The 24,053-nt window shown below is 54.7% G+C and carries 22 protein-coding genes; 17 read left to right on the top strand and 5 right to left on the bottom strand.

The annotated features are described in order from the left end of the window. Positions 1-48: 48 nt before the first annotated feature. The 8 genes from leuB (at position 49) to HGBM_RS26830 (ending at position 9,180) form a co-directional block, all read left to right on the top strand. Positions 49-1,149, top strand: a complete 1,101-nt coding sequence (gene leuB, locus HGBM_RS06635) for a 3-isopropylmalate dehydrogenase (protein WP_019120309.1) — start codon at positions 49-51, stop codon at positions 1,147-1,149. A gap of 365 nt (positions 1,150-1,514) precedes the next feature. Beyond that, the gene (locus HGBM_RS06630) at positions 1,515-2,225 is read left to right on the top strand and encodes a GntR family transcriptional regulator (RefSeq protein WP_019120308.1); all 711 of its coding nucleotides are present in this window, start codon (positions 1,515-1,517) and stop codon (positions 2,223-2,225) included. Next, positions 2,194-3,396, top strand: a complete 1,203-nt coding sequence (locus HGBM_RS06625; protein ID WP_026074250.1) for a CaiB/BaiF CoA transferase family protein — start codon at positions 2,194-2,196, stop codon at positions 3,394-3,396. Before HGBM_RS06630 ends, HGBM_RS06625 begins: the two co-directional genes overlap by 32 nt. Then, positions 3,396-4,298: a hydroxymethylglutaryl-CoA lyase gene (locus HGBM_RS06620; RefSeq protein ID WP_019120306.1), complete on the top strand. Its 903-nt coding sequence runs from the start codon at positions 3,396-3,398 to the stop codon at positions 4,296-4,298. The genes HGBM_RS06625 and HGBM_RS06620 overlap by 1 nt, the downstream gene beginning before the upstream one ends. A 27-nt stretch (positions 4,299-4,325) precedes the next feature. After that, positions 4,326-5,405, top strand: coding sequence for a TRAP transporter substrate-binding protein (locus HGBM_RS06615; protein ID WP_019120305.1), 1,080 nt, complete (start codon positions 4,326-4,328; stop codon positions 5,403-5,405). Between the two features lie 23 nt (positions 5,406-5,428). Further along, positions 5,429-5,935: a TRAP transporter small permease gene (locus tag HGBM_RS06610; RefSeq protein WP_019120304.1), complete on the top strand. Its 507-nt coding sequence runs from the start codon at positions 5,429-5,431 to the stop codon at positions 5,933-5,935. Beyond that, a complete protein-coding gene (locus tag HGBM_RS06605) occupies positions 5,932-7,206 on the top strand; it encodes a TRAP transporter large permease (RefSeq protein WP_019120303.1) in 1,275 nt (424 codons plus the stop codon). The genes HGBM_RS06610 and HGBM_RS06605 overlap by 4 nt, the downstream gene beginning before the upstream one ends. 198 nt (positions 7,207-7,404) lie before the next feature. Continuing rightward, the gene (locus HGBM_RS26830) at positions 7,405-9,180 is read left to right on the top strand and encodes a S8 family serine peptidase (RefSeq protein ID WP_245552895.1); all 1,776 of its coding nucleotides are present in this window, start codon (positions 7,405-7,407) and stop codon (positions 9,178-9,180) included. 81 nt (positions 9,181-9,261) lie between these two features. On the opposite strand, the gene HGBM_RS06595 is transcribed toward HGBM_RS26830, so the two are convergent. From HGBM_RS06595 to HGBM_RS06585, 3 genes are all read right to left on the bottom strand, one after another. Further along, positions 9,262-10,611, bottom strand: a complete 1,350-nt coding sequence (locus HGBM_RS06595; RefSeq protein ID WP_019120301.1) for a TrkH family potassium uptake protein — start codon at positions 10,609-10,611, stop codon at positions 9,262-9,264. Positions 10,612-10,624: 13 nt separating this feature from the next. Further along, the gene (locus tag HGBM_RS06590) at positions 10,625-11,227 is read right to left on the bottom strand and encodes a DedA family protein (RefSeq protein ID WP_019120300.1); all 603 of its coding nucleotides are present in this window, start codon (positions 11,225-11,227) and stop codon (positions 10,625-10,627) included. A 66-nt stretch (positions 11,228-11,293) separates the two neighbouring features. Further along, positions 11,294-11,479 (bottom strand): hypothetical protein, encoded by a 186-nt coding sequence (locus tag HGBM_RS06585; protein ID WP_019120299.1) that lies wholly within the window; start codon positions 11,477-11,479, stop codon positions 11,294-11,296. A gap of 187 nt (positions 11,480-11,666) precedes the next feature. Here HGBM_RS06585 and HGBM_RS30250 point away from each other — a divergent pair, with 187 nt between their 5' ends. Next, positions 11,667-12,008 carry a hypothetical protein gene (locus HGBM_RS30250; RefSeq protein WP_147512814.1) on the top strand — a complete coding sequence of 114 codons (342 nt, stop codon included), beginning with the start codon at positions 11,667-11,669 and terminating at the stop codon, positions 12,006-12,008. Here HGBM_RS30250 and HGBM_RS06580 read toward each other — a convergent pair. Next, complete coding sequence (locus HGBM_RS06580) at positions 11,905-14,082, bottom strand: HAMP domain-containing histidine kinase (RefSeq protein WP_019120298.1); 2,178 nt, start codon at positions 14,080-14,082, stop codon at positions 11,905-11,907. The genes HGBM_RS30250 and HGBM_RS06580 overlap by 104 nt on opposite strands. After that, entirely contained in the window at positions 14,060-14,761 is a 702-nt protein-coding gene (locus tag HGBM_RS06575) for a response regulator transcription factor (protein ID WP_019120297.1), read from the bottom strand. The genes HGBM_RS06580 and HGBM_RS06575 overlap by 23 nt, the downstream gene beginning before the upstream one ends. A 185-nt stretch (positions 14,762-14,946) precedes the next feature. On the opposite strand from HGBM_RS06575, the gene qhpC reads away from it, so the two are divergent. The 8 genes from qhpC to HGBM_RS26820 are packed head-to-tail and all read left to right on the top strand — an operon-like array spanning position 14,947 to position 23,884. Then, positions 14,947-15,267, top strand: coding sequence for a quinohemoprotein amine dehydrogenase subunit gamma (gene qhpC / locus HGBM_RS06570; protein WP_019120296.1), 321 nt, complete (start codon positions 14,947-14,949; stop codon positions 15,265-15,267). Positions 15,268-15,280: 13 nt separating this feature from the next. Then, positions 15,281-16,909, top strand: a complete 1,629-nt coding sequence (gene peaA, locus HGBM_RS06565; protein WP_019120295.1) for a quinohemoprotein amine dehydrogenase subunit alpha — start codon at positions 15,281-15,283, stop codon at positions 16,907-16,909. A gap of 18 nt (positions 16,910-16,927) precedes the next feature. Then, positions 16,928-18,391: a radical SAM/SPASM domain-containing protein gene (locus tag HGBM_RS06560; protein WP_019120294.1), complete on the top strand. Its 1,464-nt coding sequence runs from the start codon at positions 16,928-16,930 to the stop codon at positions 18,389-18,391. Beyond that, on the top strand, positions 18,391-19,479 hold the full coding sequence (locus HGBM_RS06555; RefSeq protein ID WP_019120293.1) for a hypothetical protein: 1,089 nt from the start codon (positions 18,391-18,393) through the stop codon (positions 19,477-19,479). The genes HGBM_RS06560 and HGBM_RS06555 overlap by 1 nt, the downstream gene beginning before the upstream one ends. 27 nt (positions 19,480-19,506) lie before the next feature. Continuing rightward, the gene (locus tag HGBM_RS28850; protein WP_019120292.1) at positions 19,507-20,451 is read left to right on the top strand and encodes a hypothetical protein; all 945 of its coding nucleotides are present in this window, start codon (positions 19,507-19,509) and stop codon (positions 20,449-20,451) included. Between the two features lie 34 nt (positions 20,452-20,485). Beyond that, complete coding sequence (locus tag HGBM_RS06545) at positions 20,486-21,481, top strand: peptidase U32 family protein (protein WP_019120291.1); 996 nt, start codon at positions 20,486-20,488, stop codon at positions 21,479-21,481. Between the two features lie 5 nt (positions 21,482-21,486). Beyond that, the gene (locus HGBM_RS06540) at positions 21,487-23,172 is read left to right on the top strand and encodes an ABC transporter ATP-binding protein (RefSeq protein ID WP_019120290.1); all 1,686 of its coding nucleotides are present in this window, start codon (positions 21,487-21,489) and stop codon (positions 23,170-23,172) included. After that, positions 23,144-23,884 (top strand): S8 family serine peptidase, encoded by a 741-nt coding sequence (locus tag HGBM_RS26820; RefSeq protein ID WP_019120289.1) that lies wholly within the window; start codon positions 23,144-23,146, stop codon positions 23,882-23,884. Before HGBM_RS06540 ends, HGBM_RS26820 begins: the two co-directional genes overlap by 29 nt. Positions 23,885-24,053: the final 169 nt, after the last annotated feature.

Below are 24,053 nucleotides of genomic sequence, written 5' to 3'. Positions count from 1 at the left end.
GCATAATTTGCATGATTTATCATTATATGGAAGAAAGATGAGTGGCCTATGACAAAGAAATCTTTTACGATCGCGGTTCTGCCCGGCGACGGCATTGGGCCGGAGGTTACGGCGGCAGCGGTCACATTACTGGAACAAGTAGCGAAACAATCTGATGTTACATTCCAATTCACGTACGGCCGCATCGGCGGATGTGCGATTGACCAGGACGGCACACCGCTGCCGGAGGAGACGCTCCAGCTCGCAAAAGCAGCAGATGCGGTACTGCTCGGTGCGGTTGGCGGCCCGAAATGGGACCAAAATCCAGGCCATCTGCGTCCGGAAGCGGGATTGCTCGGCATCCGCAAGGCTCTTGGGCTTTACGCCAACCTTCGTCCGGCGACGATGCACCCCAGCCTGGTCGAGGCTTCGTCACTGAAACCGGAGGTCGTCTCCGGCGTCGATCTGATGGTAGTCCGCGAACTGACCGGGGGGATTTACTTCGGCGAGAAAAAGCGCTACCAGGGGGCAGACGGCGCTGAAGTGGCCGAAGACCAGCTCATTTACAACGAAGCGGAGATCGAACGGATTCTGCGCGTCTCCTTTGAGATCGCCCGGAAGCGGAACAAACGGCTCTGCTCTGTCGACAAGGCCAACGTATTGGAAAGCTCCCGTCTGTGGCGGAAAGTGGCTGACCGCGTGGCGGCAGACTACCCGGACGTAGAGCTGACGCACATGCTGGTGGACGCCTGTGCAATGCAGTTGGTGCGGGCGCCAAAACAATTCGACGTCATCGTGACGGAGAACATGTTTGGCGATATTCTCAGCGATGAAGCGGCCATGCTGACGGGTTCGATCGGCATGTTGGCTTCGGCCAGCCTGGCAGAAGGCAGCTTCGGCCTGTACGAACCGGTTCACGGCTCGGCCCCGGATATCGCCGGAAAAGGGATCGCCAATCCGCTGGCGACGTTCCTCTCTGCGGCATTAATGCTTCGGTACTCGCTTGGTCTGGATGCCGCGGCAGAGGCAGTGGAGAAGGCCGTCTCGGCCGTACTCGCTGCCGGCCATCGCACCGGCGACATCGCACCGGATCCCAGCAAGGCGATCGGTACCGCAGAAATGACCCAGTTGGTACTGGATGAACTGGCAAAACAAGCGGTGGCAAAATAAACAGAAAAGACAGTTGCCTCGATCATATCCTGATTGAGGCAACCGTAATTTCGCATGGTTACGCGGACTGCACGTACAGCGATAGAATTTTTGCAAGCAACGTTTCCGAATGGGGCAAACGTTGTTTTTTTATCTATTTTCGCAGAAGACTCCCACCTCTAGAGGCGGTGAGATGAATGCGATTTTTTTGCTTTTGCACCACTTTTCAGAACATACGTTTCCTTTCTGTGGTAACCGAATAGAACGTCTCCCAACAAAATCGTCATAAAACAACAAATATATTGACTGTTTTAAAACGATAAAATATGATGTATTTATCTTTGTATACAGAATGCAGTATTCAGAAAATGAAGGAGCGGGGTCAGATGAAAAAACTGATTAGGCGGACAGAGACACTCCAATCCCAGGTGTATGAATATCTGCGTGATAAAATCCTGATTGGAGGATTAGCACCGGGACAAAGGCTGATCGAAGAGAGGATCGTCGAAGAAACCGGGGTCAGCCGCAGTCCTATTCGGGAGGCAATCCGCCGTTTGGAAAAAGATGGATTGGTAGTGGTGCAGCAGCAAGGGGGGGTGACGGTTTACGCACCAAAATGGGAGGATTTTTCTTACCTGTACGAATGTCGGCTTAACTTGGAGCCAGCGGCCGCAATGTATGCAGCCGAGCGGCGTTCGCAGGCCCAGGTGGAGCGGCTGCAGGAATTGCTGGAGATGACGAGGAATCCAGCCCATCAAAGCGATCCGATAAAAATCCACGAATTGAACTTTGAGATTCACCACTTGATTTCGGAGGCAAGTGCCAACCCTTATCTGGTGAAAATGCTGAAGGATTTGAAGGTGTTGATTTCCTTCTATCGAAATGTGATCATTCGCACCCAGGAAAAACGTCCGGAAACGGTCGTGGACGAGCATGCCGCCATTCTGCAGGCGATTGCCGATCAGGACGGCCAAAGGGCCAAGCAGCTGATGGAGGAGCATATTCGGACGGATTACAGGTTGTATTTAGAATCCTATCAAGAATCAAACACACAGGGAGATCATTATGCAGAGGAAGAAACCACTGGAAGGACTTAGGGTGCTGGAACTTGGCACACTTGTCGCCGCTCCTTTTGCGGGAAAGATATTCGCTGAATTTGGCGCAGAGGTGATCAAGGTTGAGGCACCGGGAACGGGCGACCCGCTTCGCAACTGGCGTGCCATGCATGAGGATTCATCCATCTGGTGGTATGTGCAGGCAAGAAACAAAAAATCGATTACCGTAGACATGCGCTTGCCAGAAGGGCAGGAAGTGGTCCGATCGCTGGTGGAAAAAGTGGACGTCATTATCGAAAATTTCCGTCCAGGGACACTGGCGAAGTGGGGCCTTGATTACGAAACACTGTCAAAAATCAACCCCGGCCTGATCATGGCCAGTATCTCCGGCTACGGGCAAACGGGACCGTATCGCAGCAAACCCGGATTTGGCAGCGTGGGAGAAGCGATTGGGGGGCTCCGGTATTTGACCGGTTTTCCGGACCGCCCGCCTGTTCGGGTTGGCATCGCCATTGGCGATATCGTGGCCGGCATGTACGCGGTGATCGGCACGATGTTTGCCCTGCACGCCCGGAATAACCATCCGGAAAAACGAGGGCAGTGGGTTGATGTCGCTTTATATGAATCCGTTTTCAGTTTAATGGAGGGGATTTTGCCGGAATTTGACCTCAAGGGGATTGTTCGCGAGCGTACGGGAAGCACCCTGCCTGGGATTGCACCGTCCAATACATACGAATGTTCCGACGGCAAGTACATCGTCATCGGGGCGAACAGCGACAGCATTTTCAAGCGGATGATGTACGCGATCGGGAGAGGGGATTTGGCCGAAGACCCGCAGTATGCCGACAATCAAGGCCGAGCCGAGCGTGCAGATTTTCTCGACGAGGTCATCGGGAACTGGACGAAGCAGTACCCGCTTAAAGAGGTGCAAAAGCGGCTGGATGAGGCTGCTGTTCCGGTCGGACCGATCTACAGCATTGAAGACATTGTCAAGGACGAGCACTACAAGGAAAGGGAGATGCTGAAATCGGTAACCCTGCCGGACGGAAGGAAGGTCCTGGTTCCTGGCATCGTGCCGAAACTGTCGGAAACGCCGGGAGACCTGGAGTGGAGCGGCCCAAAACTTGGCCAGCACAATCAGGAAATCTTCGCAGGGCTGCTGCAGTTGAGTCAGGAAGCGATCGGCAAATTGAAGGAAAAAGGGGCGATTTAATGGCCGAGGTGCAGATTATTGAAGTCGGGCCGCGGGACGGACTGCAGAACGAGGCGGAGTTTGTCCCTACGGAAAAGAAGCTGCAGCTGATAGACAAGCTGCTCGATGCCGGGATTACGCGGATGGAAGCGACGTCGTTCGTTCACCCGAAAAAGGTGCCGCAAATGTCAGACGCTTCTGATATTATGTGCAAGCTACAGGAGTATAAAAACGTCTCCTTCGGTGCGCTGGTGCCAAACCGGAGAGGGTTTGAACGGGCGCGTGAACAGCGCATTGACGAAGTAAACTGGGTGACAGCCGCCAGTCAGACTTTTAACGCCCGGAACATCAACCAGTCGATTGAGGAGAATTTCGAGGCGTTTGTACAGCTTGTGCCGCTGATGAAAGAGGCTGGAGTAAAAATCCGTTTTTCGATTGCGACCAGCTTCGGCTGCCCGTTCGAAGGAAAAGTGGACGAGGACAAAGTCCTTTCGCTTGCCCTGGCGGCCTTTAAAGCAGGTGCTGATGAAGTAGGGCTGGCCGATACGATCGGAATTGCCGTTCCCGACCACGTCTACAGTCTGTGCAGCAAGGTATTGAAATACAGCAGGTCGGATTCGGTCGCCATTCATTTGCACGATACCCGTGGGCTGGCGCTTGCCAATACGTACGCCGCCTACACGGCGGGCATTCGTCTGTTTGAGGCTGCCGTCGGCGGATTGGGCGGCTGTCCGTTCGCGCCGGGAGCCGCGGGAAATGTGGCGACGGAAGACGTGGTCTACATGTTCGAGCGGATGAACGTCAAAACGGGAATCGATTTTTCCCGGTTGTTGGAAGCATCCGATTTTGCTGTCAGTCTCTCGAAGAGAAATCCGCTGGGCAGAATTCGCCTGGTGGAAAATAGAAATCAGTTGACGATCTAAAGCTGCATAATTACAGGGGGTATTTTTATGAAGAGCCGGAAAATATGGACAACCTTGCTGGCCGGATGTTTGCTGGCCGGATCTGTACTTGCGGGGTGCGGCGGAGGAACTGCCCCGACAGCGGAGAACAAGCCGCAAACCGAGGCCGGAGCTGGACAAACAGCTGCACAAGGCGGAGATGAGTACCAGGAAGTGACCATCCGCCTCGCCTATAATCTGCCGCAGGATCACCACGTTTCCAGGGGGGTGGAGGATTTTGCCAAGAAGGTGACAGAGAAGTCCGGAGGAAAAGTAAAAATTCAAGTATACCCGGCAGGACAGCTGCTCAGTGACAAAGAGATGAACCAGGCGATCTTGACGGGTGGTGTCGAAATGGGGGTAAACTCTTCGACGCTGTGGGCATCGGTAGTGCCGGAGATGGGTATTTTTGATGTCCCGTTCGCTTTCCCTACGTATGACCTGGCCGGAAAAGCGCTGAAGGGAGAAATTGGCGAAAAATTGAATCAACAGATGGAAGCAAAAGGGGCAAAAGTCCTCATGTACGCCGACTACGGTTACGCCCAATTTGCCAACAACGTAAAACCGCTGAAATCCCCCGCTGATTTCAAGGGTCTGAAATTCCGCAGCATCGGGGAAATCCCCTCTGCCATGCTGCAAGCATACGGGGCGGCACCGGTCTTTATGGGAGCGGGCGAGGTTTACATGGCGCTCCAGCGCAATACGATTGACGGCGCTACCTCCGGAACGACCGCGATGGTACAGCGCAAGTACGACGAAGTATCCAAGTATTTGACGATTGCCAACTACGCATACCTGGAATTTTTGCTCGCGGTAAACAAGAAGTTCTGGGACGGGCTGCCGCCAAAAACACAAGAGCTGCTCACCGCGACCGCCAAAGAGACGGAAGATTGGATTCGCCAGCAGGCGGAGCAGGAGGATAAGAAGACGGCAGAGCAGTTGAGAGAAAAGGGAATGGAAGTTTACGTCGTGCCCGAAAGCGATTATCCGGCGTGGAAAGAAGCCGCAAAACCTGCTGTTGACGAATATCTGAAAAACAGCGGAGATACCGGTAAAGAATTGATCCAGCTGGTAGAGAACTTACAGTAACGTAACACCTTGGGAGGGGGATCATGAAGATTTTAAAGTCGGTATACGCAGGTCTTGACCGCTTAATCACGCTGGGCGGACTTATGGCTGGTATCTTTATCTTTTGCGCGACGGGAATGATTTTTTACGAGGTCATTTCCCGCTTCCTGTTTAACGCTCCGACGATATGGTCGACGGAACTCTCGATTTACGCCATAATCGGAAGCTGTTTCTTTGGAGCGGCATACACACTTAGGCGGAACGGGCATATCAAAGTGGACCTGTTGCTCCACAATGTTTTCGCTCCTATTCGGAAAGGCATGCTGATGGTTTCCTGCGTAATCGGGTTTTTGTTCAGCACAGTCTTTACTGTATACGGGTGGGAACACGTCAGCAGCAGCAAGGAATTGGGTTTTACATCTGCCTCCCTGCTGAGGATCCCAATGTACATTCCTGAAATGCTCCTCCCGTTGGGCGGAATTTTGCTTTGCTTCTCCTTTCTGCTCCAATTTGTTGACACGATGAACGGAAAAGGAGAGGAGTCAGAATGATTTCATTTTTTTCAGGCGGTTTTGCCGTCTTGCTGTTGATTGGGCTCCCTGTGGCATTCGCGCTCAGTTTTGTCGCCGCCATCGGGCTGTATCTGTTCAACGGCGGGGCGCTGGGCTTGTCGCAAATCCCGATTATTGCGTACAAATCCCTGGACGATTTTACCATGAGCGCATTGCCGATGTACGTGCTGATGAGCCAGGTTCTCCTGTACAGCGGCGTGGGCAAAGAACTGTACGAGATGGCCAGCAAGTGGTTTCGCCATCTGCCCGGCGGTTTGGCGATCGCGACGCTGACGTGCTGTGCGATTTTTTCCGCGATCTCCGGTTCAAGTGTAGCGACGGCTGTCACGATCGGAATGGTCGCGATTCCGGAAATGACCGCGCGGGGCTACGATAAAAAAAGCGTACTCGGCTTGATGGCAGCGGGCGGCACGCTTGGCATCCTGATTCCGCCAAGCGTGCCGATGATCATTTACGGATCGGTCACCGGCGAGTCGGTCGGCAAGCTGTTTATCGCCGGTGTCATCCCCGGGCTGCTGCTGCTTCTGCTGTTTATGGTGTACGCGTCGTGGAAGACGAGGCATATCAAAGAGGCGCCGGCGACCTGGACTGAACGCTTCCAGGCCACCCGCAAGGCAATCTGGGGATTGCTGATGCCCGTCATTATCATCGGCGGTATTTATTCAGGTATCTTCACTCCTACGGAAGCGGCTGCCGTCGGTGTTGTGGTCAGCTTTTTGATCGCAGGCTTGGTGTATCGCAGTTTGTCGCTGGAAAATATGAAAAAGATTATTCTTTCCACGGTGAAGACGAATGCGATGATCTTGTTCATTATTGTCGGTGCCATGCTGTTCGGGTTTATTCTGACCTATCTGCAAATACCGCAAAAATTGACGGAGCTGGCGACGGCTTTGCCGGTTTCCAAGTGGGTTATCTTTGTGCTGATCAACATCGTGCTGCTCATTTTGGGCTGCTTCCTGGAAACAGTCTCGATCCTGGTCATTACCCTGCCGATCCTGTATCCGATCATCACTGCGCTTGGGTTCGATCCGATCTGGTTTGCGATCGTCATGGTCGTAAATATGGAATTGGCCTTGATCACTCCACCGGTCGGACTCAATTTGTTTGTTCTCAAGGGTGTGGATCCGAGCTCGTCGATTTCGACCATTGTCAAAGGATCCCTGCCTTACGTCGTAATCATGCTCCTGTTTATCGTACTGTTATCGATTGCGCCGGGACTGGCAACGTTCCTGATAGACAATGTGAAGTAAATCAGATGTCGTCAGATAACCCCTCCATCTGCTGTGAACCAGCGGGATGGAGGGGTTGTTTGTGAAAATAAAAATCTGATAATTCGGAATTGATTCGATAGTCATAGTGAATTGATGCCAAAAAAATGGTATGTTGAAAGTAGCGGGGTACCTATGATAATACCGGTGAAGCTAAGGAGGTAGTTTCAGGTGTATCAAATGGACAGCGTTTTACGTGATCATTTGCACAAGTGTGATGCCCAGTTGCAAAAGCGTTTGGCTCAGGCCATGGGCCTGGACGAAGAAATCACCGTATTGATTCAACGTAAAATCGATGATGGCCAGAGCACATGCGACGTCCTCAACAAGTTTGTACAAGATTGCGGATGCAGGATTATCAAGGAACTGCCGATTATCGGCGCCGTTGTCATCCGCCTGCCGGTAAGAATTTTGGGGCAGGTTGCCAGCAGCCACCACGTCCATCGGGTGCATCTCGACCGGACGATGCATGCCCTGCTCGACGTTGCCACACCGGCCATCGGGGTTACGCCGGAGAGCAGCAGCCGATTGACCGGAAAGAACGTTGCGATCGCGATCCTTGATACGGGCATTTACGCCCACCCCGATCTGACCGTGCCGCAGAATCGCATCGTCGCTTTTTACGATGTGATTCAGGGAAAAACCAAGCCTTATGACGATAACGGCCACGGCACCCATGTCGCCGGTTGTGCTGCCGGAAACGGTGGAGCGAGCGGGGGCAGGTATAAAGGCCCCGCCCCGGAAGCTTCGCTCGTCGGGGTCAAGGTGCTCGACGGCAGCGGACAAGGTTCGATCTCAGATATCATCGACGGCGTACAGTGGTGTGTTCAGCATAAAGACCAATGGGGCATTAGCATTTTATCCCTTTCGCTTGGCGGTCCGGCGAGTGAATCGTATCGCGATGACCCGCTTTGCCAGGCATTGGAGAAAGCGTGGCGGTCCGGATTGTTCGTCTGTGTAGCCGCTGGCAATGAAGGGCCGGGAGCGGGGACGATCAGTTCTCCGGGAATTCACCCACTGCTGCTTACGGTAGGGGCGGTAGATGACAAGCGTTCCGTTCCGCTGGAGGACGATAAGCCGGCGCCTTTTTCCAGCCGCGGCCCGACGATCGACGGCTTGACCAAGCCGGATATCGTCGCCCCGGGGGTAAATATCATATCGCTTCGTTCCCCGGGCTCAACGCTCGACAAGACCTATCCCGAACGGCGCGTAGGGGAACAGTACGTCGCCCTTTCCGGAACATCGATGGCAACGCCCATCTGTGCAGGTGCCGCGGCGCTGCTGTATGAAGCGAAGCCGGAAGCTTCCCCGGACGAGATCAAAACAGCTCTCTTGGCGGGAGCAAAGGACCTGTTTCACAACCCCAATACTGCGGGCAAGGGATATGTGCAAGCGGCAGGCGCACTGGATGCCCTCGAAGCGCCGGAGACTCCCGCTGTTTCTGTTAGTGGGGAGGAGACGCATATTTCGGTTGCCTTTACGCCTGAGATCGCAGGTATCATCGAACGGGAGATTGCCGCAGCGGCGTCGGAGATTGCGGTCGAAGTCCCGCGCATCACCGATTTGACGATTGTGACGGCATTGGCAAACGCAGCCCGCCGGGGCGTGCATGTGCGGATCCTGCTTGACGCAGGACATCCGGAAAACGTGGAGACGATTCACTTCCTTGCCGAAAAGGGAGCGGAAATCCGCCGTTTTCACATCGTTCCCGGGCAAGGCGGACCGCTGTACACCGCCTTTGCCCTTTTTGATCAGACCAAGGTGCTGCTGGGCAGCGGGGACTGGCGGCATCGCGACCTATATACCTCGCGAGAGCATGCTGTCTTGACGGACTCCTTGCAAGTGGTGGAGCAGATCGCGGGAGTCTGGCAGGCTGATTGGGATTCGGCGATTTCTGCAGCCGCAGGGGATGCGCGAGACGGCGCAAACGAACAGCTGAGAGCCGCAGGGGCCTGACCCGAACGCAGGCCTTGGCAGCGCCTGCCTGGTCGAAACGGAAAAAACCGGCACACAAGCGCAAGCGTGTGCCGGTTTTTTTTACCCGATCATGATCTTTCCTTTCGGGAAGCGATAATACTCCTTCTGTTTGCGCTGTGCCAGGGCGAAGGCGATCGTCAGCGGTCCCACCCGGCCGGCGAACATGGTGAGCGTGATAACAATCCGGCCGATATCGGTCAAGTGAGGGGTGAGTCCCATCGAGAGACCCACCGTGCCGAATGCTGAGGTCGATTCGAACAGGATCATCAAGAAGTCGACGTTTTGCTCGGTAATCGAAAGGATCATCGATGCGGCTATGACAATGAACAAGCCGCTCACTGTGACGGTAAGCGATTTGTAGATCATATGGGGCAGGATCCGCTGGCGGAAGAAAATCACGTCTTCCTTGCCTTTTACCTGCGCCCATACCGCCCCCAACAGGGTAGCGAAAGTGGTCGTTTTGATCCCGCCGCCCGTGGAACCGGGGGATGCCCCGATAAACATTAGGATGATGATGAAAAACAGCGATGAATGACGCATATCCCCGATGCTGATCGTATTGGAGCCATCAGTCCGGGCCGCTACCGACTGGTAGAAGGAGCCGAAGAATTTTCCCAGCATGGAAAGCGGCTGCAGCGTTTTTGGATTGTTGTACTCCAGCGCAAAAATGGCGACGGTTCCCGCTACGATCAGCCAGGCGGTCGTCGTCAACACGACTTTTGTATGCAGGGAGAGGCGCCGCTTATGGCGGCGGTACTCATACAGCTCCGACAAGACGATGAAGCCAATCCCGCCGAGGATCACCAGCAGAGGGATGACCAAATTGACGATCGGGTCTTCCACGTATGAGGTTAAGCTGTTAAAATGCCCCAATATGTCGAAGCCGGCGTTGTTAAAATTGGAGATCGAGTGGAACAATCCGAAGTAAAGCGCCTGGCCAAGAGGCATCTCAAAAGCAAAGCGGGCAGCCAACAAGAGAGCCCCGGCAAGCTCGATGATCGCGGTGAAGATGAGAACCATCCGGGCCAGACGGACAATTCCTTCGATCGAGATCTGATTGAGTGATTCGCGCAGCAGCAGCCGCTCTTTTAGCGAGATTTTTCGCCGAATCAACAGGGCGAAGAAGGTGGCGAAGGTCATAAAACCCAAGCCGCCCACCTGTATCAGACTGAGGATCACCAACTGGCCGAACAGGGTGAACGTGGTTCCAGTATCGACGACGACCAAACCGGTGACACAAGTGGCAGAAGTAGCGGTAAACAGCGCGTCAATCCAGGGCAGTCCTGTACCGCTGACGGTAGCTGCCGGCAAGGTGAGCAAAAAGGCGCCGATGACAATGATGACGGCAAAACCGAGTACCAGTATTTTGGGCGGGTCGTGCCTGAGGTTATTGATGACTTTTGAGAACATGGTATCGCTTCCTCTATCTTAAGCGTAGCTTTCTCCAGATGTAGATACTTCCACCTAGTAGTATAACCGCGATTGCGGCTCCTACCAAGTAGTCTTTTAACATCAAAACGACCAGTCTCCAATTTTCCCCGAGCAAATACCCTGCGCCGATCCAGAACGTGCAGAACAGAAAAAAGCCGGCAAAACTGTAGACAGTGAAAGCCAGCCAACTCATGTTTCCGACGCCGGCGACATACGAGGAGAGCGTCCGTACGCCGGGCAGCAAGCGGCCCAAGAGCAGCACCAGCGGGCCGTATTTTTTTGTGAACTGGGTAGTCAGTTGAATGGAGTGATCAGAAATCAGCAAGTACTTTCCGTATCGGGTCAAGAGCGGCAGTCCGTATACCTTGCCAAGGGCAAAGGCGATTAACGAACCCGTACCGCTGCCAAGTGAAGCGATCAGGACGACATATCCCAAATCGAATTGCTTCGCACTGGAGAGAAAGCCGAAGAACGCCAAAGCTGCGTCTCCCGGAAAAGGAAGTCCCATCCCTTCAGCGACGAGCGCGAGAAAAATGCCTGGGTAACCCAGCTTTTGCACCAGAGCGACGACAGCATCCCATACACTCGCAATCAAGCAATATCACCTCATGCTAGTATATCGGACAAAGCGGGAAAATAACACCGAATTATTTGAGCGTACTCACTTTCTGTGTTCTTGTTCGATCGTCTCCGAGCCCGCTTCCAGCTCTTGTGCCTTCCCCTGCCTTCCTCCCAGTTTTTTTGAGAACAGGACCGCGATTCCGATAGCCATAACGATCAAAATAAGCATGATTGCTGCCTGCAGTATCAGGTTGTTCCACTCAATGACAATAGCTCCAAAGGACATCCGAATTCACCTCACCCACGGGAATATTTTACCACAAATTAGGTAACCATTTCCGGGTTTGAGTGGCGTTATGCCAAATCTCTAATTACAAAATTTTCTGACGATATGTTAGTAATAAGTTATAACGAATACGATTGACTGGGGGAATGATGAGTTGGAACGGAACAACCGAAAGGAGCATAAATCCTTGCAAACACTTATGCGCTTGGATGGCAAAGTCTGTCTCGTCACCGGCTCGGGGAGCCAATCGGGGATCGGGTTCGCGGCGGCAGCCATCATCGGCCGGTTGGGCGGAAGGCTGGCGATAGCTGCCACGACGGAGCAGATCTACCAGCGGGCCGAGGAACTTGGGGCAGAAGGCATCGAAGCAACCGGCTATATCGCCGACCTGATGGACAGACGGCAGGTCCTGGCCCTGGCCGATTTCAAATGGCCCACTCCTGCTCCGACACAGGCAGGGCGATCGTCACTGTCGTCCCCACCCCGACGCTGCTGCGGATGGAGATGTCTCCCTGATGGCCCTCGATAATCTTTTTGGCAATCGTCAACCCCAAGCCGCTTCCCGCTATCTGCACGCCGTGGTGCTGCGGCTCGCGGTAAAAGGGCGTGAAAATTTTTTCGAGATTTTCCGCAGCGATGCCCGCGCCGTTGTCTGTGATCGCGATCAGCAAGCGGGCATCCTGCTGAAAAGCGTTGATCTGAAGGATCGTCTCCCCTTTATCGCGGGAGTATTTGATCGCATTCTGCAAAATGTTGACCAGCGCGCGATTCAGCTTTTTCGGGTCGACATGGACGAGCGGCAGATCGTCGGGGCAGTCGCATTGGATCTGAATGCTTGTGCTCTCCGCCTTGCCGGTGACAATCTCCAGAGCGTGTTCGAGGATAAAGCCAATCGGCAGACACTCCTTGTCGTACGTTTCGTTGACATCCAGGCGGGAAATCTCGAACAAATCTTCAATCAGCTGGATCATGTGGTTGATCCGGAACAGAATCAGCTGCATGTACTCCTTTTGCTGCTCGGGCGAAAAGCTGTACTCGCTGATCAGCTGGGCGTAGCCCTTGATGGACGTGAGCGGCGTCTTTAAATCGTGTGAGATTTGGACGATTAACTCGGTTCGGGCCAGTTCCGATTTTTTCAGACGGTCAAAGGTCTCTGTCAGCTGGGCGTTTGCTTCCTGCAGCGCTCTGGTGCGTTCATCCACCCGTTCCTCCAATTCGTTGGCCCGCTCGGTCAATTCGCGGATCAGCTTGTCAATCGTCACATTCATCGAGTTAAAGGTTTCCGTCAGATGGCCGATTTCGTCATGTACGGTGACAGGAATGGCGATCCTGTAATGGCCTTTGGCGATTTCCTGGGTCGCTTTCGTCAATTGCTTGACCGGCTCCGTCACAGTCCGGGAGAAATGGTAGGAGAAGAGGATGACGGTCACCGAGCCTAAGAACAGAAAGAATAACAGACGCCGGGCAAACGCCTCCATCTGAATGGCCGTTTGCTCATTGGCATTTTTGATAACCGGATCGATGATATCCGACTCGGGGATGACGAAGTGAAGCACCCAGCCGTTGCTCGAAATCGGCGCAAACATGACATAAAAATTTCCCTCCGGAGTGGACATTTTCCGAATGCCTTTGGCCGCGTTTTCGCTTCTCGCGGTGCTGCTGTCATCGCTGGCTGACGGTGGAAACGATGCGAGCGACCCCTGTGAAAAAAGCGCGGACGGCAGGCTGTTCTTCTGCCCGGCGATGAAATGCCCCTGCTTGTCCCGAATGAAGGCAAACGCGTGGGGCTCCTTAAATTTTAAGTGGAGGATCCGGTCGTCTATGTAGGCGACGGGAAAATCGGCCCCCAGCACACCGCGCAGTTTGCCCGACGGGAGGTAAACGGGAATCAATGCGGTCGTCACCGTTTCCCAGTGGGTGACGTCGTTGTACGGATTGGTCCATGTAATCGTTTTCTGCGGGTTATGCCGCTCATCCGCCAGATAGTAGAATTCGTAATCCTGGACCTTAATATCGGGCGGCAGTTTGTTGATGGCAACCTCGTAGTCGACATTCATCGCCGGGTAGATGATCCAGCCGGATTCGGCAAAGCAAAAAAACACCGCCTTGAGCATGGAGTTGTTCCGGTTCGTCTGCATCATCAAGGGCTCAAGTTCTTTGGCAGTGCCGAGCTCGCCCGTCGTCAGCTTGGGCGAAGCGCTGGCACTGACGAAAATATTGGCTTGCTCGTACGGATTGGCGAACGGTTCCCAGCGGTACCCCTGGGGACGCTGCATCAGCTGAATGTCGGGAAGCGCATCGGGATGCTTGCCGCTTTTGGCAAACAAGTATTCGGCCTGCTTTTGCAGCAGTTTCAAGTTCTCCTCCACTTTGAGAAATTCCATGTTGATCAGCTCCGCCTCTTTTTCCAGCAGGGCGAACTTTTGCTCCAAGGCGTCATCCATCGTGGTTTTGATTTGATTTTCCGTCATTCTGGCCGACAAGTCATTGACCTGAAACAGACTGTAAACACCGAGGACAATGAATGGGACAGACGATAGCAGGGCGGTAAAAGAGAGAATTTTGCGAAAAAACGATGTCTTAATGGTTTGCAGCCTCCACAAATTTGTATCCAACCCCTCTCACAGTCACAATGTAACGGGGATTCAACGGATCTTCCTCAATTTTCTTGCGCAAGCTCGACATGTGCACGATCACGGTTCTTTTTTCGCCGAATGAATCGATGCCCCAGATTTTGTCCAGCAGTTGTTCAGGCGAGAACACCTGGTTGGGGTGCTGCGTCAAAAAGTGCAAAAGATCGAATTCTTTGGCGGTCAGGTGGATCTTTTTTCCGTCACGCAAGACTTCACGGGCGCTGGCGTTAATGATCATGTGGTCAAAGTGAATGCTTTGGTCTTGTTTGGCCTGCTGTTTTTTCAGCATCCGGTTTCGTCGCAGGTGGGCCCGGACACGAGCCAGCAGCACGCTGATGTTAAACGGCTTTTCGATATAGTCGTCTGCCCCGATACTGAGGCCGAGAATCTTGTCGTTGTCTCCGTTTTTGCAGGTGACAAAAAGGATCGGAGACGTGGTCAGCATGCGCAGCTGTTGACAGACCAAAATGCCGTCGATATCGGGCAGCATCATGTCGAGCAGGATCAACGAAGGCGCCCTTTTTTTCACCTGTTCAATCGCTTCTTTGCCGGTAGAGGCTACGGAATAGGGGAGGGCTTCCTGTTCAAAACAGAGCGACAGGAGCTTTTGTATGTCTTTGTCGTCTTCTACGATCAGGATTTCATCCACATCAGATCCCTCCAGTCTTGTTGTTCCCCTCGCCGGTCTGCCGCCGGGGATACGAAGGTGTCATCATATGTCTGAAAATTGACAAAAAAATCAGCGAAACTTGATCAGGGTTTGACGTTGATTTGACTGAATAATCTTACGATTGATTATAGGCCAGATGTACAAAGAAAGAAAGGGGTTGGGCTATGAAGCATGTCCATTCATTAAATTGGAAAGGGAAAATGATCGAACGGGTTGTCAACACGGAAAAACCGCCGGAGGTGGAGGGCCTTTCACTGCTGCCGATGGGATGTGCCAATCTGTTTGATCCCGGATGGGAGACGGACTTTTCCGCCATGGGGCTCGACGGCTTATGCCAGCCGCATTACCGCGACATCTACGGCTGTTACGGCGACTGTTGGTGGGCGGCCCAGGTGCCTGACGGGCTGACGAACTACGGAAGCTGGGCGGATGAATGCCCGGTGGCAGCCAATGATTGGCGCAAATTAAAATACGTGAAGCCGTAAGAGGAGTGCCGCGATGACAAAAACGAGAATCTTGGCCGTGCTGTGCGCAGTCGTCGTAGTTGCGATCATCATCTCGCAATTGTCTGGCTCGCAGGAGACGAGCGACCGGCATGATGATCCGCCAAAAGAGGTTGTGCATGTCAGCAAGCAGGTGGAAAAATCGTGTATGAGCTGTCACGCTGTCGACCAGAACGGCAAACTGGCCCGCATCGAATACGTGCGAAAAAGCCCTGAAGGCTGGTCACAGACGATTGCCCGAATGGAACGCATTCACGGCGTTCAATTGTCGGCAGCGGAACGCGAGCAATTGGTGGCCGACTTGAGCCGGGAGCGCGGCTTGGCTCCGGAAGAAGCGGAGAAGGTGCAGTATTGGCTGGCAGACAAACCTTCCTATGCCGAGCCGTTGCCGCAAAATCCGAACGTGCAGAGCAGCTGCATTACGTGCCACGCAGCCGGGCGGTTTGAAGCGCAGCGCCGCTCGGAAGAGGAATGGAAAAACCTGAAGGACTTCCACCTGGTGATGTTTCCCTCGATCTATCTGAACCACCGCCATATGGACTGGCCGGCTGAAGCGGAAGCCGCACTGGAGTATCTGGCGCAAATGTATCCGCTCCAGACGCCGGAGTGGGACAAGTGGAAAGGCCGCGAGAACGATCTGCAAGGGAAATGGAAAGTAGCCGGATTTCAGGGAACAAAAGGATTCTACCTGGGAGAGAGCCAGTTCAAGAAAACGGAAAGCGGTTACAAGGAACAGAAGCAGATTCAGTTTCTGAAAAGCAAGGCGTCCGTTCAGCTGGAGGGCGAGATTAAGCTCTACGGCGGATTTATGGTACGCGCGGACTACAAGGCGGCAGGAAGAGAGTTGAAGGGAACCTACAATGTGCAAGGGCAGGGGAATGTGATTGAAGGCGACTGGTCAGAGAAGAGCGATTCGGGCCTTGCCGGGGAAGAAACGTATTACAAGCTGCAAACGGAAAAGCCGGAAATTATCCATTTTGAACCAAGGGCATTGAAAAAAGGAGCGACGAACCAGGTCACTCTCTACGGGATGAACCTCGGCAAGCTGAAGGCGTCCGATTTGCATCTGCCCACAGGCGTAACGGCAGAGGAGATCGACGTGGTCGCTGACGAACAGGCGCAGCTTCGCTTGACAGCGGCGGACAGCGCCGACATCGGTTCGTTTGCCATCGGGACCGATCGAGCGGTCGTTCACAAGGAACTCGTCGTGTACGACAAAGTCGACTATATCAAGATTGCCCCGGCGTACGGGGTAGCGCGAATGGGCGGCGAAGGCCCGATGAATAAAGTCAGCACCCAGTTTGTCGCCTACGGGATGAGCAAGGGAAAAGACGGCAAGCAGGGCACTGACGACGACCTGACCTTGGACGCTGTCGACGCCGAGTGGTCATTGGCCGCCTATCCCGAAGGAGCAAACAGCCAATACCTGCAGTATTTGGGGACGCTTGAGCAAGACGGCCTGTACACGCCCAAGGCGGAAGGGATCAATCCGGCAAGGGAATACACCCAGGAAAACGTCGGAAGCGCAACAGTCGTAGCCAAAGCGGCAGTTGACGGCAAGGTGTTTTCTGCTCAAGCCCATCTTGTGTCCACCGTTCCGGACTACAACAACATCGTTCACTAGGAAGGGAGATGTTCCGATTTGGGAACTGCGCAGCTGCGAAACTACATTCCATTTGAAGTAAGCGGCAGTGAGTATTTGTTTCACGGTTTGAGCGGAAATATCGTCCAGCTGGATCACCTTTCCAGGGAATTTGTCCGGTATGCCGAACAGAACGGCACGAGAAGCGGAGATACTGTGGAGCTGGACGTCGATGAGTACCTCGCTCAAGTAGGAGCAGATGCAGCCCCTCGGCACAGGCAGATGTTGGCGGAGTTGTCCCGACTGGAAATTCTGGACCTGGCAGAGACGGAGCTGAAGCGTTTTACCGCTACTCCGCCGGTGCCGGCAAGCACGGAGGGGCTGCCGGTCAAAACGCTGGTGTTTCATTTGGCCAATGCCTGCAACCTGCGGTGTACGTATTGCTATGCCGGGGATGGAGAGTACGGTGCGCCGCAGAAGTACATGTCGATCGAAACCGCCGAGCGGGCGATTCGCTTTTTGCTGGAAAACAGCTTCGACGAAAAGTCGGTGACGATCGTGCTGTTTGGCGGCGAACCGTTTCTCAACTGGAAAGTGCTGAAGCACATCGTCGAGCACGCTGTGGAAGAGGCGAAGAGGTGGGGAAAAACGGTCACGTTTTCCCTCACCACCAACGGAACGCTGATGACGGAAGAGCAGATGGTCTTTCTGCACAAGTACAAAATCGGCACCTCCGTGAGCATGGACGGCACCAAGGCAGCGCATGACAGGAACCGGCCGATGGCAGGCGGGCAGGGCTCGTACGACCGCACCAGCCAAAACGTCGCCAAGCTGCTCGAAACGCATACAACGGCGCCCATCGGCACGCGGGTGACCGTGGCCAAAGGGTTTGAAAAGCTGGAGACGTCGCTTGAGCATCTGCTCGCCAAAGGGTTTTACGAGGTGGGCTTCGCGCCCGTCACCGAATCGAACATGGAGCTTGCCCTGGGCGACGACGATTTGGCCGAGCTGCTGCGGCAGTTTCGCCAGCTGGCCGAGCTGTATGTCGAAGCGGCTGTAAACAATGAGTATCTGGGCTTTTCCAATCTGACCAATCTGCTGAAGGAACTGCATACAGGAACGAATAAAGCGTATGGCTGCGGCGCCGGTCTGGGTTTTTTTGCGGTCAGTCCGGATGGCGGGTTGTACCTCTGCCACCGTTTTAACGAAAATGAACAGTTTAAACTAGGTGATATTTACTTTGGCTTACATCGCCGCAGACAGCAGGAAGTGCTGGCTGAGCTGCACGTCGACCGGAAGGAATCGTGTACATTCTGTGCGCTCAAGCATATTTGCTCAGGCGGCTGCTACTACGAAGCGATGGAAAGGCAGGGCGATTACCGCCGCCCCAATGCCCACTACTGCAGCTGGATGCATGATTGGATCACGCTCGGTCTGCAGACATACGTTAAAATTCTCGAAAAAAACCCGGCGTTTCTCGACCGGATCAGCGGCATCGGCAAAGAGGGGTGTATGAGCAACTGATGATCAAAAAAGCGTTGATAGGAACGTATCTCATCGTCGCCATCTGCTTTTTCTTAAGCTTCGGGGAGGGACATCCGGTCAGTGGAGCCAATTCGGGATATATGGAGAGAGTCTTCGTGTCTGGCTACGGTGAGGTAACGGTCGTCGATCCGGCCAAGCCGGAAGTGGTTGCCAGTATCAAAGTCAACGGGCCGGTTCGCGATCTGAGCTTTACCAAGGACGGAAAGAAGGCGTTGGCACTTGCCAACGGCAGAACCTCGCTGTACGTCATCGACACGCTGGGAAACAAGGTGATCGATGAGATCAAGCTGACCGGCAGGACGGACAACGGCTTGCTTGACCGCCGCGTCTGGGGCAGCGCCATTTCACCGGACGGCAGCAAAGCGTACGCCTTTGTCACCCAGGGGGAAAAGCGAACGAACATCTTCAAGGTACTGCCGAGCAAAATCCTCGAGATTGATCTCGGCACGAAAGAAGTCGTCAGAAGCGTCGAAGCCCCGTACGGGATCCACGTGCTGCAGTGGAAGCCGGACGATTCGAACACGGTATTTGTCTGGGGCTATGATCTGTACACGCTGGATGTAAAAGAGATGAAACTGTCCCTGCTGCATGGAATCAAGCATCCGCAAAAACCCGAGGATGGCATCGGAAACTACCTCCTGATTTGGCCCCGCAGTCACACCGGGTTCAATTCGTTTCCACTCGTCAAGTCGTATCCGGACGGCCGGGTGACGGAAGGGCTGCTCTGGTTCAATTTAAAAACGGAAGAGCTGAAGACGCTGGAGTTCGACAAAGATCCGGTCGGGATGTTTTCCGCCGCAGTAGACCGGAACCAGCAGTACGGCTATGTCGTGCTCAACCACTTGTACAAGGTAGACATGAAGACGGGCAAGGTGCTGAAGGATTCGCATCCGCCGCACGGGAGCACCTATGCCATCGACTTGAGCGCCGATGAAACAAAATTGTACCTGGCTGGCGGAGGAAATGAATTCATCGTCGCAAACACCGAGCTGCAGGTAGAGAAAATCATCACGCTGCCTACAGACGGGTGGGACTTGCAGGTCGTCAAGATTGATAAGCAGCAGTAGGCAGGAGAAAACGGAGGTGCCTATCCGATGGTCGAGTTTGCCGTTTCCGTTCAGTCGTTTCGCGACCTTTGCCTGGCGGAAGAGCCGTGGCTGCCGTTTTCGCGGCAGAACCCGATGGAAGCGGAATTGCAGGAAGTCTTTTTTCAGGAATGGGCAGCGGCATTTGCCAAGCCGAAGAGGCCCGAGAGGATTTACTTCGGTTCCGAATTTTGCCAGTACCGGCTGCCTCCGCTTTCTCTGGTGAAAAAGGCGCTGGCGTACTGCCGGGAGAGCGGATTCGCCTTCACCTTTGCCACTCCGTATGCGCACCGTGAAAAATTTACCCAGCTCGTCAGTATCTTGGCATACTTGGACGGGGCGGCCGCGAGTACGGGAGAGCGGGTGGAGGTGGTCGTCAACGATTGGGGCGTCTACCATCACATCCAGACGCACTTGCCCCGCCTCGATGTCGTAATCGGCAGGCTGTTGAACAAGACGATCCGCGACCCGCGCGTCGCCCACTACTACGCTAACGACAAGGCCCCGGAGGAAGGGCGGAAGTTTTTCCAGCGAACCGGCCTTTTGTCCGCGTGGTTTCAAACGTTTTTGCAGCGGGGGAACGTGGTCGGACTCGATTTTGACGAATTGATCCAGGGCAACGAGGTGCCTTCCATGAAAGAGTGGGAAGCGCCGCTGCTAACCTCCTTCCACTTTCCCTTCGGCTGCGTGGCCAGCGGGAGCGCCTGCATGGTCGGGTTTATGGAAACGGCGAAAGCGGGTAAGTTCCGCGGCGATCCGAAGTGCAAACAGGAGTGCCAGCGCTACGTGTACGAGCTGAAAAACCGGCAGCACAGCGACATGCAAACCCGGATCGTGCAAAAAGGGACGACTGCTTTTTACGCGCATACGCGGGAGTTGGTCAGAAGCGGATTGCGCGGCGTGCAGGCGGTTGAGCGGCCAAGGGTTGTGTACAGCCCGAGGATTCCGGTGTAACGATTTGATCAGGGGAGGCAGGTGCGATGCAGCGATGAAAATATTAGCTCCTTTGGGTTCGGCAGACGAAGTGGAAATGCTGGCGGAGAACGGCGCTGAAGAGCTTTACTGCGGAATTACGCCGATGGAATGGATTCACAAGTACTCGCCGGGCGTGTGGATCAACCGCAGAAACCCTTTTGCCGGACTGCCCTCTTTGAAGGAACTGAAGCGCGCCGTCGATTTGGCGGGCCGCTATGGCATACCCGTATTCCTGACCTTGAATGCTCCCGCTTATGTGGAAGGGCAGTATCCGATGCTCCTCGAGCTGATTTCGCATTGTACGGATGAGATTGGCGTCGGCGCGTTTATCGTCAGCGATATCGGCTTGATGGTGGCGATGAAGGAGCGCTGTCCGCAGGCGACGATTCACGTCAGCAGCGTCGCCGCGCCGATCAATCCGGGTAGCATTGCCCTGTACAAACAGCTGCAGGCGGAACGAATCGTCCTGCCCCGCAGCGTACAGCCAAGCGAGATCCCGGCTTTGCGGGCGGCTGCGGGAGACGGCATCGAACTGGAGGTGTTCGTCCTAAACGACGGCTGCGTGTACGAGGAGAGCTTCTGCCTGACGACGCATTCGGCGGGAGCGTTTTGCTCTCAGGCGCAGTGGGACTACGAGTATTTCCCGGCGGACGGCGATCAGCGGCTGAGTGCTGCGGAACAGGCGAAGTTGGCCCAGCAGGTGCAGGATTACCGCGAGTTTGTCTGGTTTGTCAACGACTGCGGCTGTCAGGTGGCCCAAGACGGACTGCCGCTCGGTCCGTGCGGGCTGTGTGCGATCCCCAAGCTGTATCAGCTCGGGGTGGATTCGCTGAAAATCGTCGGTCGGGAAGGCGCCCCCTACCGGAAACTGGCCAGCCTTCAACTGGTGCGGACGGTTGTTGACCAGGTGAAAGCCGAGGCGAGCGAGGCTGCGGTCATCAAGACAGCCAAAAAGCTGAGAAATCAACCGCAGTTTTGCGACGCCGGACTCATGTGCTACTACCGGTGAGTCAGATGGAAAAGAAGCTGCTGCCGTTTCAGAGGCCGTACATGGGTCCGCTTGTGCTCGTATTGCTGCTGAACATCTGCTCGCTGGCGCTTGCGACGGTCCAGCCGCTGTTCGGCAGGTTTGTGATCGATGAAGTATTTCTGCGGCGTACGTTTCCCTTTTCGCAGGCGATGGGCCTGGCTGTCCTGCTGATGGCCTGCGCCTTGGGCATATCGCTGCTGACCAAATTTTGCTACGTCAAAATGAGCTTGCGGATGATGCTGGATTTGCGGACCGCTTTTTACCGGCATGTGCTTCGGCTTCCGTACTCCTTTTACGCAGGCAAGCGGGTTGGGGATGTGATTTCCCGCGTCAACGAGGATTTGGCCGAGACCCAGCGCCTGTACACGGACAGCTTGCTGCAGTGTGTCAGCATCAGCCTTGCGTTTCTGCTGAATGTCGGCTTTCTCCTGCTGCTGGACTGGAAAATGACGCTCGTTTGTTTTCTGCTGCTGCCGCTTTTGATCTGGGGAACGCAAAAATTTCGCGACACCCTGTTTGCCAGCAACATGGCCCTGCGCGAGCTGGCCGCCGGCAACCAGAGCTTTCTCTACGACACGCTGGCCTCAGTCCGCTTTATCCGCGCATCGAATCTGCAGCCCTGGCTGGAAGCCAGATACAGGGATGAGTTGACAAAGCTGAATGAACAGAGCTTGAAGGTCACTCTGATCGGAGCGTGTGCCCAGGGCGTTCCGCAAGTGGTTGTGCTCGTTTCCACCATCGGCATCATCTGGCTACTCGGGTTCAAGGTTCTCGGAGGAGGGATGAGCCTGGGGACACTGCTTGCCTTTACCGCTTATCAAGCAAGTTTGTACGCCTCTGTCCAGGGCTTTGCGCAGCTGTACATCCGCCTGCAAAAAGGCAGAGTGGCGGTGCGGCGCGTCAGAGAGTTTCTCGGGCTTCCCCTGGAGCGCGACGGGTCGAGGAAGCTGTCGTCGCCGGGTTTGCTCATTCGCTTCGAGCAGGTCTCGTTTTGGCATGAGGCGACGAAGCCGATTTTTCAGCAGCTCGATTTCTGCCTGGCCAAAGGCGAGATGATCGGCATAACCGGCGAGAGCGGGGCAGGCAAAAGCACGCTTGCCGATCTCCTCGCCAGAGTCACTCAACCTACCGCAGGCGTGATCACAATAGACGGGATCGATATCCAAGCCATCAAGCGGGACTGCTGGAACCGCAAGGTGTGCCTCGTCGCCCACGACCATCCGGTGTGGTACGGTTCAATCGCCGAATGCCTCAAACTGGGCGGACAGGAAATCGACGAATGGCAGATGCAGGCCGTGCTCGAAGATGTCGGCCTCTGGCAGGATATCGAACAAATGCCGCAGCGGCTGCAGACACAGGTGGGAGAAAAGGGAGTGCGGCTGTCCGCCGGGCAAAAGCAGCGCCTGCTGCTCGCCCATGCGCTGCTGCGGGACCCGGATGTGCTGATCCTCGACGAGGCCACATGCCATCTGGACGCGGAATCGGAGTGCCGACTATTTGCTCAGATCAGGGAACGGTTAAAACACAAAACGGTTATCATCATCACTCATCGCCTGCAAAACATCATGTGGGTGGATCGCTTGCTGCACGTGGCTGAGGGAAAAATCAGGCCGCACGATCAAGCTCAAGGAGGGGATCAGCATGGCTCTGTCACGCTATTACATGGCTGAGCGTGACTTTGGCAAAGGAAAGGGAATCAGCATCGCCCAAATAGACAGCGGCATCAATGAGTGGCATCCCCATACCGGCAAAATTGCCGGAGGGGCTGCCTTCCAGGTAGATGCCGGGGGGAGGATCCTGCTCACCTGCGATCATACCGATCAGTTGGGACATGGAACTGCGGTGGCCGGCGTCCTCAATGAGCAGGTGCCTGAAGCGGAACTGTGGTCGCTCAAAATCTTTCACGATACCTTGACTGCGCACATCGAGGTGCTCTGCGCCGCGATCGAGTGGTGCATCGAAGCAAAAATCGATTTCATCAACCTGAGTCTCGGCGTTCGCCGGGATATCGGCGAATTTCAGCAGGTCTGCGCTCAGGCTGCGGCGGCGGGAGTGATCATTGTGGCCGCCTGTGACGAACAAAACGGCCTGCTGTGGCCCGGCTGCTACGATTCGGCATTTGGCGTCAAAGCCGCACGGCAGTGCACGGGTGAGCTGTTTTTTTACAATCCCGACGAGCCGGTTTCCTTTCTCGCTTCAGGGCTGCCCCGGCGGCTGGAAGGGCCGATGCAGAAGTTCAACTTTCAGGGACACAGCTTCGCGGCCGCCCATGTTACCGGGTTGCTCGCCAAATTAAAAGAAAAGTTTGGAGTCGGCTCCAAGCAGCAGATGGAAGCCTGTTTGCTCGGGCTGTTCGGGCCTGTCCCGGTAGAAAGCGGATGATCGCTAAAAGCGCTGAAATCCGTTTGATTCATGAAGAAATAAAACAGTTGGTCAGGGGGATCCAAAAGCAAAAAGGCCCGGAGCTTCGCTTCGGGTATTCTTTATTCTCTGCCCAGAGGCAGCCAGCAGGGAAACGACAGCACTGCCAAGAATCTGTAGATACGACCAT

The sequence above is a fragment of the Brevibacillus massiliensis genome, from assembly GCF_000311785.1.
GTDB classification, from domain to species: Bacteria; Bacillota; Bacilli; order Brevibacillales; family Brevibacillaceae; genus Brevibacillus_C; species Brevibacillus_C massiliensis.
Note: the sequence above shows the minus strand (reverse complement) of the source record. Positions and strands in the feature narration are given on the sequence as shown.